A 15742-nucleotide genomic window follows, 5' to 3' on the forward strand; every position below is an offset into this window, starting at 1 on the left:
GTATGAATGACGAAAAAAGACCTTTGATAGTGGATGCGCATCTGGATCTGTCGATGAATGCCATCGAGTGGAATCGGGATTTGCGATGGACTGTGACCCAAGTCAGAGAGCGTGAGCGAGGACTACAAGACAAGCCAGATCGTGGCAAAGGAACCGTGACCTTGCCATCCATGCGTGAGGGAAATGTAGGGTTGTGTGTGGCTACCTTGATCGCTCGCTATGTCAAGCAGGGAAGCAAACTCCCTGGATGGCATTCGCCTGAGCAGGCATGGGCACAGACACAAGGTCAATTGTCGTGGTACCGTGCCATGGAGGAGGTTGGGCAGATGACTCAGATCAAGGATTTGAAAAGTTTGAATACGCATCTGGCTCTGTGGGAGAATCCTCCTGTGAATGCACCTATTGGGTATGTGTTGAGCTTGGAAGGGGCGGATTCTATCTGTACGATAGGGCACTTGGAGCGAGCATATGAGCAGGGTCTGCGTGCCATAGGGCCTGCGCATTATGGTCCAGGTACCTATGCACAAGGCACGGATGCGACTGGAGGTATTGGGGCGAAGGGCAAGGAATTGCTGAAGGAAATAGAACGTCTCGGGATTATATTGGATGCAACTCATCTCTGTGACGATAGTTTCTGGGAAGCGATGGGTGTTTACAATGGACCAGTTTGGGCGAGTCACAACAATTGTCGCTCACTGGTGCCGCACAATCGCCAGTTTTCGGACGAACAAATCAAAGAGCTGATCAGTCGGGGTGCAGTGATTGGTGCTGCACTGGACGCATGGATGATGGTGCCGAATTGGGTCAGAGGCAAATCCACACCAGTAGAGATGAATGTCTCATTGGAAACGATGGTAGATCATATAGATCACATCTGTCAGTTGGCGGGCAATTCGGAGCATGCAGCGATTGGTACAGACCTAGATGGAGCTTTTGGGACTGAGCAGGGACCTAAGGATTTGGATACGATTGCTGACCTACAAAAGCTACCAGAGATATTGAAATCCAGAGGATACACAGCTCAGGATGTGCTCAATATCACCAGTGCCAACTGGATTCGGTTTTTGAGAAAGACCTGGAGTTAGGGCTTTTGCAATCGGATTTCTAGGTCATTGAGGATGTTCATAAAATGATTGTAAAAGTCGTAGGGGAGATGATTTCTATGTTCATCTTTAGACATCTGTATGATGTACTCAATGTTGCCGAGTTGTGACCAAACTTGCTTTAATTTCTTGTCTTTTGACAATTGGACAGCACTTTCGAGTTGATAATACTGCTTCAAAGTACGGCTTTGCAGGGCATTGGAGTGAATGGATTCCAAAGACATATGATGAGTGCCAGATATGACAGGTGACTTGATGTTGTAGGCAGAGGTTTTGCTGGACTGACTGATCTGCTCAGCCAATGAACGAAGTGCAGCTTTGTTTCGCGCCTTGAAGATAATGGATTTGATTCCGCCCAATTGTTTGATCAGATGTGCGTCGAATTGCAAGAAGTGATTGTTTCTGTCGGGATCAGAAAAAAGAGCAGTTCCTTCGTCTGTGTCTAACAGAAATATTTTTTGCTTGGGATGGTTGGCCGCATGAAATATGCGCTGATTTTTATCCTTGCCTAGATACCATTCGATGGTTCCAGCAAAGGTTCCTTTGAAGCCTTTTTTATCCAATATCTCTGTGATTTCTGTGCAGTAGATATTTTCTGTATTGTAGAAGTATTTGGCTTTGGTAGCAAATAAAGTCTTGAGTAATTTGATATGAGCGTCTATTTCCTCTAGGAAATGAGATTCTGAATAAATGGACGAAGCGCTGTTGTGATAGGTTCCTGCCAAAAGTGTCAAAAATCCAGAATCCACCACTGTTTTAAGTTTTTGCAGCATGATCAAATCATGCTGCTGGAGCATTTCTAAAAAATCACCTGAGAAATAAATAGCAAGAGGTGTTTCTTGAGATTCACACAGAGAGATAACCTGAGTCAGCTCCTCTTTGATGGTGTTTTCGTACCAGATAGCAAAGGTTTCCTCGGTTTTGATCGTATTGAAGTAAGGCTTGTTTTGACCTATGTCAAAGAGAGAAAACGCTGCAAGGACAGGGGCAAAATCAAAGGTCAATATGAGGGATAGTTCTTTGTTCATTCGGTAGCTGACTCAATGATAGTGAAAATTTTCTGGTTTGTTTTCTCCCAAGAGAGATCTCCAAGCAGGGCATGATTTTCACTGGCAATATGATGTGCTACTTTTTCATTTTTCAACAGAGATACGATTTGTTTGGCAAATTTTTCTGGGTTGTCAAACTCAGCGGTGAGCGCACTGGTCAAGACCTCTGCAGCTCCAGAGTTGTTGGATAGTACCATCGGTACCTTGGCTCCTGCTGCCTCCAGTGCTGTAAGCCCGAACGGTTCAGATACCGAAGGCATGCAGTAGACATCAGCCATGGCGTAGGTTTTGAGCAAGTCAGGTTCTTTGAGGTAGCCAGTGATATGAAACCTGTTGGCTACCGTGGAGTGTGCGCCAGCTTCTATGAGTGACTTGTACAAGTCACCTTCGCCTGCCATGATAAAGCGACTCTCTGGATACATGGCGTACACATGTTCAGCTATTTCTAGGAATTTGGTCGGGCCTTTTTGTCCCGTCAAGCGTCCTACGAATAGCACGATTTTCTCTTTGAATGGGCTTTGGTATTGTGGGTATTCTTTGGGCTTGTAGCCATTGTGGGCGACTTCTATTTTGTTGGAGTCTATGCCGTAGATTGTTTGGATGATTCCTTTGGAATAGTTGCTTACGCAAATGATTTTGTCTGCAATGAGGAAAGCCTCTTTTTCCAAATCAAAAACCCAGGAATTGGAAGTGCCAATGTTGCGGTCATAGTCCAGTGAGTGTACGTGGAGTACCAGAGGTTTCTTTAGTTTGGTCTTGATATCGATAGCCGCTCTAAACGTGATCCAATCATGCGCATAGATGATATCAAAATCTACTTTTTGTGCTGCGGATGCTATTTGTTTGGAAAAATCGATGAGCTGATTGTGCAGCGCATGATCTTTTTGTTTTGCCTTGGGACTTGCTACATCAGCCGTATTGGCGTAGGGAGAAATACTCGTCTCTATGTTGATTTTGGACATTTCGGTGATCACACTGAAATCATCAAAGTCTCCCAGATTTACTTTTTGTTTAGACAGAGAAATGTTGTTGCCGATGGCGTCCAAAGCTTCCATGTCATCTGGTTGGATGATGGTGAGTACGGATCTCATCGCTAGGAATTGCGCGATTTCGTGGGCAGCGATACCGAGTCCACTGTTTTTGGAGACGGGTTCACCCGGTCCCAACATGAGTATTTTTAACTTTTTCATAACAGGTCGATTGGCTTTTGTATAGATTGTTAAGTACTGCTGATGTTTTCAATTTGGGGCAACTATGTCATATCTATTGTGAAGTTTGTTCACAACGAAATGATGCAGTTGCTTTCGTTGGATAGATGGTTGTCTACATATCCATCGGCTTCATCGTCGTTCATCCATATTTCACCATCTATCAAATATCGAAATTGATACTGAGTGTTTTTGGGTAGCTCCATGACCAATTTAAAATCTCCACTTTTGGTTTTTTCGAGAGGAAGAGAGTTTAAATCCCAATCATTGAAGCTACCAGATAGCGAAATGTTACTTGCATCTTTGGCTACTTGCTTTTTTACCGTCCATGTGACTTTGCAGACGTCTTTTGATTTGAAAAATTGTTTTTTAATACTCATGGTTACAATGGTTTAGTGTATTAAGATTTCATTGAAATTTTTGGGTAGTTTCACTTGCATTACAGCGCCCATCATTTCTACTTCCTTGATCATTTCAACGCCATCAACTAGTATAGAGCTGGGTTTTTCTTCTAGTCCGTGGAATTTAGCTAGATAATTATTGTATTCTGTCGCAAATTGACCAACGCATTCTTGTCTGATATTCCATTTGAGGACGGTAGTCTCCGAATGAAATGTTTTGACAGAATACTGACCTTCTTTGTATTCATAGCCATCGCCCTTGTCCTCATAGAGCTGCGAAGTGGTCACAGTAAAGGGTTTATAAAAGTTGAGAGTCAGTTCCTCTACTATAATCTCTCCGACATATTGCATTTTGGGTTGCTCTGGTATCATCGCACCTGCTCTGACGAACAACGGGATTTTATCCAAAGGGGCATCCACTTTCAATTCTCTTTGACCTTCTTCGACCATACCCGTCCAGTAGTTGTACCAAATCCCCTTGGGCAAGTACATCAGTCTGCTCACTGCCTTTTCTTCTGATATTGGGCAAATGATCAGGTGCTCACCCAGCATGAATTCTTCTTCACGATAAAAAGTCTCGGGATCTATATGTGCCTCCATATGCAAGGACCGGATCATAGGCGTCCCTTGGGTGCTGTACTGCCAGAATGTGGTGTAGATATAAGGCAGTATTTTGTACCGTAGGTTGATGAATTCTCTGACGATATCGACATAGATTTGATCAAATTTCCACGGTTCCTTGTCTCCATGATCTCCCGAGGAGTGCGTTCTAAAGAATGGATGGAATACTGCCATTTGAATCCATCTCGTAAATAGTTCTCCATTAGGGGAGCCGATAAATCCTCCGACATCTGACCCAGCAAATGAAACTCCAGAGGCAGCGAGTCGTTGGCACTGGATGTTGGCCAACTTGAGTTGCTCCCAACTGGCAGAGTTGTCTCCAGTCCAAACCGAAGCATATCGTTGAATACCAGCATAAGCAGATCGTGTGATCGTGAAGGCACGTTTGTTTTCTAGGAATCTTTGTTGTCCCTCACAGGTAGCCTGTGCCATCAGTGAGCCATAGACATTGTGTGCCTTGCGGTGACTACATGGATGACCGTCAAAATCGAATCGCACGTCATTGGGGAAGGTGCCGTCTTCGAATGTGGCAGGTTCGTTCATGTCGTTCCAGACCCCGTCTACGCCATCTGATACGAGTCCTTCGTAGAGTGACCCCCACCATTTTCTGGTGCGCTTGCTTGTGAAATCAGGGAAGTGACATGGACCAGGCCAAACGCTGGCTTTGAGCAAAGCACCGTCCATTCTCTTGCAGAAATGGTTGCCTCTTCTGCCTTGTTCGTAGACTCTGTATTTTTTATCTATTTTGATTCCTGGATCGATGATTACGACGGTTTTGAATCCATCTTTTTTCAGATCGGATATCATTTTTTGTGGTTTAGGAAACTTCTGTTTGTCCCAGGTGAAGCATCTGAATCCATTCATGTAGTCAATGTCCAAATGGATGACGTCACAAGGGATTTCTCGGCTTCTAAATTCCTCAGCCAATTTTCTCACAACAGATTCTGGGTAGTAGCTCCATTTGCTTTGGTGGTAGCCTAGTGCCCATTTGGGGGGCAATTGAGGTCGCCCTGTGAGCCAGGTATATTTTCTAGCCACATCTACCAGTTTGGGGCCATAGATGAAATAAAATCGCATTTCACCACCTTGCGCCCAAAAGCTGCAGGCATTGCCTCTTTCCTTACCAAAATCAAAGTAACTCCTAAAGGTGTTGTCCATGAAGACGCCATAGCCAGTCTGGCTGTGTTGCCCCATGTAGAAGGGGATGTTTTTATAAACAGGATCTGTGTCATTGCCATAGCCATAGCAATCCGTCCCCCAGAGTTCTCTTTTGGTACCGATGAGGTTGAGTCTTCCGGTTTTGTCGCCAAGCCCGTAGAATTTTTCTCCCTTGTGGAGCACCTTGGTGCTGATATTGATGGTGCCTCCATGGTATTTATGGTCTTGCCAGTGGTAGCCTTTTTCATCTTGAAAAACCACTGTACCTTCGTTATTTAGAATCTTGCAGGATAAGTCTTCCTTGCTGATATAGCAGCGGAGTAGGGCGGTTTTTAGTACAAAGCTCGCTTTGAGCTCTTCAAATTTATAATCTGTGGTAGGTGCTCTGAAGGCTGGGTCTATGGCATAGGAGAAGTCGTCTTCGAAGTATCCGTCATTGCCATGCCTGAATTTGATGATGTCTTCACTGATAATGGTGACCTCCAGTGAAGCATTTTCACCATGTATGATGAAGGAATTTTTTCTCTTCTCCCATGAGACATACTTTCCTGAATAAAACTCTTCGACATCTTTGCCCTGAAAGTTTTCGATGTAGTTGCCAGAAAAATCCTTTGATTCATTGGTGGCTGTAGTATCTCCTGTTATTCCTTCCATTTTCTTAATGTTTAACTAAAACAAATATACCTTTTCTGCTTGTCCTAGGTTATCAATGATCGTGTTTGGCCATTATTTCTATGTGAAATTTTCACTTCTCACAATATGACCATGAGCTTCTATCAAAATTCATCAATAATCTAATTTTCGCACTATAAGATTAGAAAAATAATAATGTAATTGTTGGTGTCTTGCTGGATAAAAAGGCATCGTACTGCTTTTTTGTTTATAAAAGTCTGCGATTTGTTATGAAAATCGCAAATTGACTTGACAGGGAAAAAAATATGAGATAAAAATCAAGTGTACGTGCCAAGACTTATTAACTTTCCCACACTCAACAGTAGAAGTATAAGCGTGGGAAAGAAAAAAACCAAAGAACTAAACTTAGAAACTAGGGTACTAGCTGAGGTAGCCTGGGAGGTATGTAATCAAGTAGGAGGTATCTATACTGTGATTCGCTCCAAGGCACCAGTCATGGTAAAAAAATGGGACAAGAATTACCTGCTACTTGGCCCCAATATTCACCCCAATGTCAGTGCCGATTTTGAGCCTATATTGGACGCTGACAATGCCATCGCACAGGTGGTCCGCGATTTGCGAGCGATGGGCTGGGATGTGCAGTTTGGTACTTGGTTGGTTTCGGGTAGACCGCAGACGGTTTTGTTCAATCCCCACAGCGTCATGGGACAGCTGGGCAATATAAAATACTATTATTGGCAGAATCATCACATCGAATTTGCCAATTATGATCCACTCATGGATCAGGTTATGGCCTTTGGGTTTATGGTTCATGAGTTTTTGTCTCGATTTGCACGGGTATGTTTGGATCAAAATCAAGAGCTTTTAGCGCATTTTCACGAGTGGATGGCAGGTACAGCGATACCTGATATAAGACGCGAGCAAATTCCCATCAAAACAATTTTTACGACTCATGCTACCTTGCTGGGGAGGTATTTGGCCATGAATGATCCTTATTTTTATGATCATTTGCCTTTTATGAATTGGGAAACGGAGGCCAAGAATTTTAATGTGGATACCATCGCAAGGATTGAGAGAGCCTGTGCTCATGGCGCCAATGTGTTGACGACTGTCAGCGAAGTGACCGCCAAAGAATGCGTGCATCTCCTAGGTAGAAGCCCAGACGCGATCCTTCCCAATGGACTGAATATTGAGCGATTCTCTGTATTGCATGAGGTACAAAACCTACACCACAAGTACAAAGATCAAATCAACAATTTTGTGATGGGACATTTTTTTCAGTCCTATACTTTTGATCTGGACAAGGTCATGTATTTCTTTACTTCTGGTCGGTTTGAGTTCAAAAACAAGGGGTATGATTTGACATTGGAGGCGCTTGCTAGGCTCAATCATAAGATGAAGGAACAAAACATCGATATGACTGTTGTGATGTTTTTTGTGACCAAGCAGCCATTTTATAGCATCAATCAAGAAGTACTGACTTCACGTGCGATGTTGGAAGAAATAGAAAACAACTGTGAGTCAATCATGGAGCAGGTCAAGGATAGACTTTTTCATGCGGCGGCTACCAATTCAGATCACCGCTTACCCGAACTCAATGAGTTGGTTGATGATTATTGGAGGTTGAGATACCGCAGAACCATCCAGTCATGGAAATCGGACAAATTGCCGAGTGTCGTGACGCACAACCTGATGGATGATGCCAATGACCAGATTTTGACATTTTTGCGACAGGCTAATTTGTTGAACTATCGCACCGACAAGGTCAAGATTGTCTATCACCCAGACTTTATCTCCTCCACCAACCCTTTATTTGGGATGGAATATGGTCAGTTTGTACGAGGGTGTCATTTGGGTATTTTCCCAAGTTATTATGAGCCTTGGGGCTATACTCCTGTGGAGTGTTTGGCACGAGGTGTGTCCGCTGTGACTTCAGATTTGTCTGGTTTTGGAGATTATGTCAAGAAACTACCTATGGGGAATGAAGAGCATGGTATATACATGATAGAGCGAGAGAATCAGGATTATCACTCTGCTGCAGAGCAGCTCTCAGAAAAGCTACTAGAATATGTGAAATCCAGTAGAAAGAAAAGAATCCAAACTAGAAACAAGGCTGAAGATCTATCGGAGGAGTTTGATTGGAAAAATCTAGTCAAACACTACGATGAAGCCTATGATCTGGCTTGTCAAAAATTTCCAATAGAAAAATAATATCTAACCAAGTATAATAGTACAGCATGTTTAGCGAAAAGGATAAAAAATATATCAAGGAGAGAGGAAGCGAACTGTCTCTAGTAGAAGAACAAATTGGCAATTTCAAAAGTGGGTTTCCGTACCTGGATATTCAGCGTGCAGCTTCGATAGGAGACGGGATCATCAAATTGTCCGAGCAGGATATTGCTGATTTGATCCAAGATTTTGAATCCAAAATGGGCACTAAGAAAATTTTGAAATTCGTCCCTGCCTCTGGTGCAGCCACGCGGATGTTCAAAGACTTATTTGCTTATTTGGATGACCATGACATGACTGGCAACAAGGCAGTGCAACAGTTTGTGAAGGGGCTGAAGGATTTTGCGTTTTATGAAGAACTGAAGGGACAAATTGCTGATTTTGATACTGCGACTCCAGATCAAATCGTGAGTGAATTGTTGTCCGATGAGGGCATGAGTTATGGTTCTTTACCTAAAGCACTGTTGAGTTTTCATAACTATGAAGCTGGCCCGAGGACTCCACTAGAAGAACATCTCGTAGAAGGGGTACATTATGCCAAGTCCGCAGATGGTACGGTTCACTTGCATTTTACGGTGTCTCCTCAGCACTTGGACAAGTTCAGAACTTTGGTAGCTGAGGTGCAGTCGGGTTATGAAGAGAGCTATGGTGTAAAGTTTGATTTATCTTTTTCCCAACAAAAGGAATCTACAGACACCATTGCAGTGGATATGAACAATGAGCCTTTTCGTGAGGATGACGGTGCAATACTATTTAGGCCAGCAGGGCACGGAGCATTGCTGGAGAATCTCAACGATCTCGATGCAGATGTGATATTTATCAAAAACATTGACAATGTTGTGCCCGATAGACTCAAGGCAGAAACCTATACCTACAAAAAGGCATTGGCGGGACTGCTGATCAATTACCAAACGGAGGTATTCTCGATATTAGAAAATGGAATCAGTGATCCAGACGCAGTAGCGGAAGATTTGGCCAAGAAGTATTTTCTGACAGTAAGCGCAGACTTTGCTACCCTATCCAAAGCACAAAAAACGGCTCAACTAGTGGAGAAGTTGAATAGACCTATCAGAATATGTGGGATGGTGAAAAATACAGGCGAACCAGGCGGAGGACCATTTTGGGTAAAGGAGGCAGATGGTAGTGCCTCTTTACAGATTGCAGAGACCGCTCAGATTGATTTGGACGATGTAGAAAAGGCAAGCTTGTTGAAGAATTCGACGCATTTCAATCCAGTGGATTTGATCTGTGCTCCCAAAAACTATCAAGGCAAGAAATTTGACTTGTTGCAATACCGAGATGATGACACGGGTTTTATCAGTGAAAAATCGAAGAACGGAAAAGATCTGAAAGCCATGGAGCTGCCTGGACTATGGAATGGAGCGATGGCGAAGTGGAATACCCTGTTTGTAGAGGTTCCTATTTCCACTTTTAATCCCGTCAAAACAGTGAATGACCTACTAAAAGATAGTCATCAATAAGATTTAACAATTTTTAACCAAAGAAATGATCAGGTGAGATTTCATCAATTATAGGGCTTGGATGGATAATCTGAGCCTTTTGAATAGACGCTGATTCATTTCATGGATGGTGAAGATCACTTTTGGCTCTAGCCAGAGGAGATGAGAATTTTAAAAATTATGCAAGTCTTTTACATTTGTTGAGTTACAAATCATTGCGAAAATCTGAAAAATGGAAACAAGCGCGAATATAGAAGAGAAGAAAGCTCTTCAGAGTAAAGTAAAGCAAGTTTACGAAGAGGTAGGTAAGGTAGTCGTAGGACAGCAGTACATGGTCAATCGTCTGATGATTGGGTTGTTTACCCAAGGTCACATCCTGCTAGAAGGAGTTCCTGGTTTGGCAAAGACACTGACGGTCAATACCCTTGCCAATGTCCTTCATTTGGATTTTAAAAGGATCCAGTTCACACCAGATTTGTTGCCAGCGGATTTGATTGGTACGATGATTTACAATCAGAAAGCTTCCAATTTTGAAGTCAAAAAAGGCCCTATTTTTGCCAATTTGATTTTGGCAGATGAGGTCAACAGAGCCCCTGCCAAGGTACAGTCTGCACTCTTAGAGGCTATGCAAGAGAAACAAGTAACGATTGGAGAGACCACTTTTCCATTGGACAGACCTTTCTTGGTGTTGGCGACTCAGAACCCAGTAGATCAGGAGGGTACCTACCCATTGCCAGAGGCGCAGGTGGATAGATTCATGATGAAAGTGCATGTAGACTATCCAACCAAGGAAGACGAACTGGAAATCATGCGTCGCATGTCCAATATGTCTTTTAAGGAAGAGGTTAACACAGTCTTGAAAAAAGAAGATGTGTTTGCGATCCGGAAAGCGATCAACGAGGTGAATTTGTCTGAATCTTTGGAGAAGTACATTATAGAGTTGATTTTCGCTACCAGAGATCCAAAAGCATATGGCATGACAGAAGAAGCCAATTATATTCAGTTTGGTGCATCACCACGTGCTTCTATCAACCTAAACTTGGCAGCCAAGGCGGTAGCATTTTTAGACGGTCGTGATTTTGTGTTGCCAGAGGACATCAAAGAGGTAGCTGCTGATGTGCTCAACCACAGGATTATCCTCAACTATGAGGCTGAGGCAGATGGGATTACGACTCAGCACATCATCGCCACTTTGCTCAACAAGATCAATGTGAATAGATAAGGTAGATTCACGAAGCAAAAATCAAGATTTTGAGGCATCTCAGTGAGGTGCTTTTTTTGTGCTTCACAGTTTCTTAACATTGATAAAGAAGAGGTAACGAAGTGTTGATCTTCTTTAACATAAACATAACCACGTGTTTCCTTCTTTGTAATATTCCTGAATCAGTTTTGCGAAACAAAATTGAAACTACACAAATAGAATATTTTAAAATTGAAAACAATGAAAAAGTTATTATCTCTTTTAATGATGGCAGGTATTATGATCTCGATGATCTCATGCTCTGAAGACGACGGTGGATCTACTGATGGCGATGGCGATGGTGAAGGTACTGCTGGTACAGTAATCGTAGAAGCAAATATTTCAGGTGAAGAGACTTGGACTAGTGACAATGTTTACGAACTAGCTGGAAGAATCACAGTATTGGATGGCGCAGTATTGACTATCGAGCCAGGTACTATCATCAAAGGACAAGCAGGAACAGGAGCAAACGCAACCGTTCTTTTGGTAGCTCGTGGTGGTAAATTAATGGCAACTGGTACTGCTACTGCTCCAATTATCTTTACTTCTGTGGCAGACGAAATTACTCCAGAAGATATAGCTGCAGGTAACTTCTACAGCAATCTTGATCCAGACATCAACGGTCTTTGGGGTGGTGTGATTGTATTGGGTAAGGCTCCAATATCTGCAGCCAACGCAAATAAGGAAGATATCAGCGAAACTGTAATTGAAGGTATTCCTTCTACAGATACTAACGGTATCTACGGTGGATCTGATGCAGCTGATGACTCAGGTGAGTTGCACTATATCTCTATCCGTCATGGTGGTAGCTTGATCGGTGCTGGAAACGAGATCAATGGCTTGACTTTGGGTGGTGTTGGTTCTGGAACTTCAATTTCTAACATAGAAGTAGTAGCTAACCAAGATGATGGTGTTGAAGTATTTGGTGGAGATGTAAGCCTTACCAATGTATTGGTATGGAATTCATCTGATGATGCACTTGACACAGATCAAGATTGGAGTGGTTCAATCACTAACTTTATCATCATTGATCCTAAAAATGGCGGTTCTGCATTCGAACTTGATGGTCCAGAAGGATCTGCAGCTTCTACAAGAGGTGTTTGCCATACATTCGAAAACGGTACTGTGTACGCTAGCGTAGAAGAAGGTTTTGAAAGTTTGGTAGATTGGGATTCTAACACCAACGCTGAGGTAAAAAGCATTTATTTCTTCGGAATGCCTGCTTCTTATACTGATAAAATTGCTTCTTACAATGGAAATGGATGTGGTACATCTGACAACTGGGAAGCAACACTTGCTGACGGTGTAGATGCAGCTGATGTATTCGGTGATGCTGAGGTTACTGTGGTAGCTAAAAATGCTAACACTGTTGGAGCTGATGCTTCTGCTTTCGGTTGGACTTGGGCTGCTAAGTCAGGTAAACTAGCTGAAATTGGCTTGTAAAAAAATATGATTTGTATAGTCTCCTATCTGATAGGAGACTATTTCTATATAAAGATCATTTTCTGAATTAAGCTTCAGCCGAAAGGTTGGGGCTTTTTTTGTGAAGGAGCTAGAATCACAGTAGCAAGTAGATAAGAATAGGTATGTTATCTTAATGTTACGTCATGAGTGATTTGAGTCTCGACTTTTAAATATTTGATAAAGTACTAAGTATGAGCGTCCTTTTTTCAAAAATTATCTTTGCGCAAGATTTTAAAGGAAATTCAGAAAATGAAAAAAATTATTGCAACGGTACTTTTATTAAGTGCCTTCTTACCCTCTTTTGCCCAAACGGGTACCGTGCGAGGTACTGTAACGGATAGGTCAAATGGAGAACCACTCTTTGGTGTTGCAGCAGTAGTTGCAGGTACTACCAAAGGTGCTGTCACGGACTTTGATGGTAAATTTGAGTTTCAACTAGAGCCAGGAGTCTATAATTTACAATTCTCATTTGTCTCTTTTGAAAGAATCAATATCACAGACGTAGTAGTAGATGCGGGTGAAGTGACAGTTCTTCATAACATCATGATGAATGAATCAGTAGAGACTTTGGAAGCCGTAGTAGTATCTGCTGAGGCAATTAGGAGTTCAGAAACTGCATTGCTGACTGTAAAGAGAAAATCTCCTGCCTTGATGGACGGGATATCTGCTGCGAGTTTTGATAAAATTGGAGATTCTGATGCGGGCGATGCTGTAAAGCGCGTGACGGGTGTTTCTGTAGAAGGTGGCAAGTATGTATTTGTGCGTGGACTTGGTGATAGGTACACGAAGACCATGTTGAACAACGTGGATATACCAGGTTTGGATCCAGATAGAAACAGTTTGCAAATCGATATTTTTCCAACCAGCTTGTTGAATAACATGATGGTGGCTAAATCATTTACGGCTGACATGCCTGCAGATTTTACTGGTGGTATGGTTAATATCGAAACCAAAGATTTTCCTGATGAACGCATTTTTGATATTTCTGTCAGTACTGGGTTTAATCCATCCATGCATTTCAATGATAACTACTTGAGCTACAAAGGAAGTAGTACAGATTGGTTGGGGTTTGATGATGGTCAACGTAGCTTGCCACAATATGCTAAAGAAACAACCATACCGACTCCATTGAGTGCGATAGGTGGTCAGTACACAGAGCAAGAGGTCAATACCTTTGTAAATAGTTTTGATCCTAATATGGCGGCACAGAGATCTACCAGTTTTATGGATTATGGTGTTAGTGCAACATACGGAGACCAGACATCTGTTGGGTCTGGCAAATTGGGCTATATTTTTTCTCTTTCTTATAAGAACTCGACTAAATATTATGATGATGTAGTGTATGGAGAGTATCAATTGTCAAGTGACTTATCCAGAAATGAATTACAATACTCATTGATACAAGACGGTGAAAGAGGAGAGTCAAATGTATTGTTGGCTGGACTGGCAGGTTTGGCATACAAAACGCACCTGTCTAAATATAAGTTAATGGTGATGCACTTACAAAATGGTGAGTCCACTGCTATGAAACTCAATATTGATAATGATGGTGATGCAGCTATTGGACAGTCTGGTTATCAAGCAAGTGCTGATAACTTGTCCTATAATCAGCGTGGTTTGACTAATGTCATGTTGAATGGCGAGCACAATAATTCTAATGGTAACTGGAACGTAGAATGGAAGTTAGCATCTACTTTTTCCAACATGGTAGACCCAGATATTAGAAGAACGGCCTTTACAATTACGCCATCAGGCAATTCAGTATTCTCACCAGGAGCAGGCGGCTACCCAAGTCGTACGTGGCGTTATCTTGATGAAGTCAACTTGGTGGGAAAAATTGATGTTGCTCGTAAATATATGTTTTTGGGAGAGGATGCCAAAGTGAAGTTTGGGGTTAGTCACGTGTACAAACAAAGAGACTATGAGATTTTGACTTACAACATGCAGTTTTTTGGATCACAACCAGATTTTGGTGGCGATCCTGACAAAGTTTTGGAAGATCAATACATCTATCCTAATGGTCCAGTTTATTTCCAGACTGGAAACAATACACCCAATCCGAATGCATACAATTCGAATTTGAACAATACGGCCTTCTATATTTCAAATGAATTCAATCCGTTGACCAATTTGAAAGCAATAGTAGGTTTGAGAGCAGAAAAGTTTACACAGAGACATACGGGTAGAGACATAGAGTACGCCAGTTTTGGAGAAAATGGTAACGGAAATAACTTGGATAATGAAAAGGTCTTAGATGCATTGGACTTGTTTCCAACCGTCAATTTGGTTTATAGTCTTACAGAAACGATGAATTTGAGAGGTTCTTATTCGCGTACGATTGCACGTCCTTCGTTTAAGGAGCTTTCTTTTGCACAGATTATTGACCCTATGACCAATAGGATTTTTGATGGAGGTTTGTATGCTTTTGATGGTTCATGGGATGGAAACCTTCATGAAAGTAACATCAATAATTTTGACTTGAGGTGGGAAACTTATATGCAGCAAGGACAAATATTATCTGTAAGTGCGTTTTACAAAACCTTTCAAGATCCTATAGAACTGGTAAGAATACCTCTCCAAGCTACCAGTACAGAATATCAGCCGCGAAATGTCGGTGATGGTACATTGTTTGGGTTGGAGCTTGAGTTCAGAAAGAATTTAGATTTTATCGCCCAGTTTTTGGAGAGTTTTAGCATAAACGGAAACATGACGTTGGTCAAGTCGGAAATCCAAATGACTGATACAGAGTATGTCTCTAGAGTCAATAATGCAAGAGATGGCCAAACGATTGAGAATACTAGACCTATGGCTGGTCAGGCTCCATATATTCTTAATGGAGGGATTGGATATGATAACTCTAAACTAGGAATGGATGTAGGACTGTTTTACAACGTGAGAGGAGCTACACTGACGATTGTAGGAGGAGGGATATTCCCAGATATCTACGAGCAACCATTCCATAGTTTGAACTTTAATTTGAATAAATCTTTTGGAATCAATAGGAAATCAAGTGTCAGTTTTGGAATAGATAATATTTTGAACTCTGAAAGAAGAGTAGATTATACCGGCTACAAGGCGAGTAATCAGCCATATACGAGATACAGCCCTGGGACGTCTTTCAACGTATCATACAAACTGTCCATATAATAAGGAAGGTTTGTTTAATTAAGAAAATT

General features: G+C 42.0%; 10 protein-coding genes. 6 read left to right on the forward strand and 4 right to left on the reverse strand.

What is annotated here, in order from left to right:
• Positions 1-2 precede the first annotated feature (2 nt).
• The gene (locus N6H18_RS09465; protein ID WP_262308028.1) at positions 3-1085 is read left to right on the forward strand and encodes a dipeptidase; all 1083 of its coding nucleotides are present in this window, start codon (positions 3-5) and stop codon (positions 1083-1085) included.
• Here the strand turns inward: N6H18_RS09465 and N6H18_RS09470 are convergent.
• From N6H18_RS09470 to N6H18_RS09485, 4 genes are all read right to left on the reverse strand, one after another.
• Positions 1082-2131, reverse strand: coding sequence for a polysaccharide deacetylase family protein (locus N6H18_RS09470; protein ID WP_262308029.1), 1050 nt, complete (start codon positions 2129-2131; stop codon positions 1082-1084). The two genes, N6H18_RS09465 and N6H18_RS09470, sit on opposite strands and share 4 nt — an antisense overlap.
• Positions 2128-3342, reverse strand: coding sequence for a glycosyltransferase family 4 protein (locus N6H18_RS09475; RefSeq protein ID WP_262308030.1), 1215 nt, complete (start codon positions 3340-3342; stop codon positions 2128-2130). Before N6H18_RS09475 ends, N6H18_RS09470 begins: the two co-directional genes overlap by 4 nt.
• 89 nt (positions 3343-3431) lie before the next feature.
• A complete protein-coding gene (locus N6H18_RS09480; protein WP_262308031.1) occupies positions 3432-3740 on the reverse strand; it encodes an isoamylase early set domain-containing protein in 309 nt (102 codons plus the stop codon).
• A gap of 12 nt (positions 3741-3752) precedes the next feature.
• Positions 3753-6194, reverse strand: a complete 2442-nt coding sequence (locus N6H18_RS09485) for a glycoside hydrolase family 31 protein (RefSeq protein ID WP_262308032.1) — start codon at positions 6192-6194, stop codon at positions 3753-3755.
• 354 nt (positions 6195-6548) lie between these two features.
• On the opposite strand from N6H18_RS09485, the gene N6H18_RS09490 reads away from it, so the two are divergent.
• The 5 genes from N6H18_RS09490 to N6H18_RS09510 all read left to right on the forward strand — a co-directional run bounded on the left by N6H18_RS09490 (position 6549) and on the right by N6H18_RS09510 (position 15713).
• Entirely contained in the window at positions 6549-8384 is a 1836-nt protein-coding gene (locus N6H18_RS09490; protein WP_262308033.1) for a glycosyltransferase, read from the forward strand.
• Between the two features lie 26 nt (positions 8385-8410).
• Positions 8411-9883: a DUF4301 family protein gene (locus tag N6H18_RS09495; protein WP_262308034.1), complete on the forward strand. Its 1473-nt coding sequence runs from the start codon at positions 8411-8413 to the stop codon at positions 9881-9883.
• A gap of 211 nt (positions 9884-10094) precedes the next feature.
• Complete coding sequence (locus N6H18_RS09500; RefSeq protein WP_262308035.1) at positions 10095-11084, forward strand: AAA family ATPase; 990 nt, start codon at positions 10095-10097, stop codon at positions 11082-11084.
• Positions 11085-11303: 219 nt separating this feature from the next.
• Positions 11304-12545, forward strand: coding sequence for a hypothetical protein (locus N6H18_RS09505; protein WP_262308036.1), 1242 nt, complete (start codon positions 11304-11306; stop codon positions 12543-12545).
• Positions 12546-12815: 270 nt separating this feature from the next.
• Positions 12816-15713, forward strand: coding sequence for a TonB-dependent receptor (locus N6H18_RS09510; RefSeq protein ID WP_262308037.1), 2898 nt, complete (start codon positions 12816-12818; stop codon positions 15711-15713).
• Positions 15714-15742 lie beyond the last annotated feature (29 nt).

It is taken from the genome of Reichenbachiella agarivorans (genome assembly GCF_025502585.1).
Lineage (GTDB): Bacteria > Bacteroidota > Bacteroidia > Cytophagales > Cyclobacteriaceae > Reichenbachiella > Reichenbachiella agarivorans.

Excerpts from the sequence above, each read along its gene's own strand:
- N6H18_RS09465 (WP_262308028.1), top strand. The coding sequence starts at position 3 with ATGAATGACGAAAAAAGACCTTTGATAGTGGATGCGCATCTGGATCTG.
- N6H18_RS09470 (WP_262308029.1), bottom strand. The coding sequence starts at position 2,131 with ATGAACAAAGAACTATCCCTCATATTGACCTTTGATTTTGCCCCTGTC.
- N6H18_RS09475 (WP_262308030.1), bottom strand. The coding sequence starts at position 3,342 with ATGAAAAAGTTAAAAATACTCATGTTGGGACCGGGTGAACCCGTCTCC.
- N6H18_RS09480 (WP_262308031.1), bottom strand. The coding sequence starts at position 3,740 with ATGAGTATTAAAAAACAATTTTTCAAATCAAAAGACGTCTGCAAAGTC.
- N6H18_RS09485 (WP_262308032.1), bottom strand. The coding sequence starts at position 6,194 with ATGGAAGGAATAACAGGAGATACTACAGCCACCAATGAATCAAAGGAT.
- N6H18_RS09495 (WP_262308034.1), top strand. The coding sequence starts at position 8,411 with ATGTTTAGCGAAAAGGATAAAAAATATATCAAGGAGAGAGGAAGCGAA.
- N6H18_RS09500 (WP_262308035.1), top strand. The coding sequence starts at position 10,095 with ATGGAAACAAGCGCGAATATAGAAGAGAAGAAAGCTCTTCAGAGTAAA.
- N6H18_RS09505 (WP_262308036.1), top strand. The coding sequence starts at position 11,304 with ATGAAAAAGTTATTATCTCTTTTAATGATGGCAGGTATTATGATCTCG.
- N6H18_RS09510 (WP_262308037.1), top strand. The coding sequence starts at position 12,816 with ATGAAAAAAATTATTGCAACGGTACTTTTATTAAGTGCCTTCTTACCC.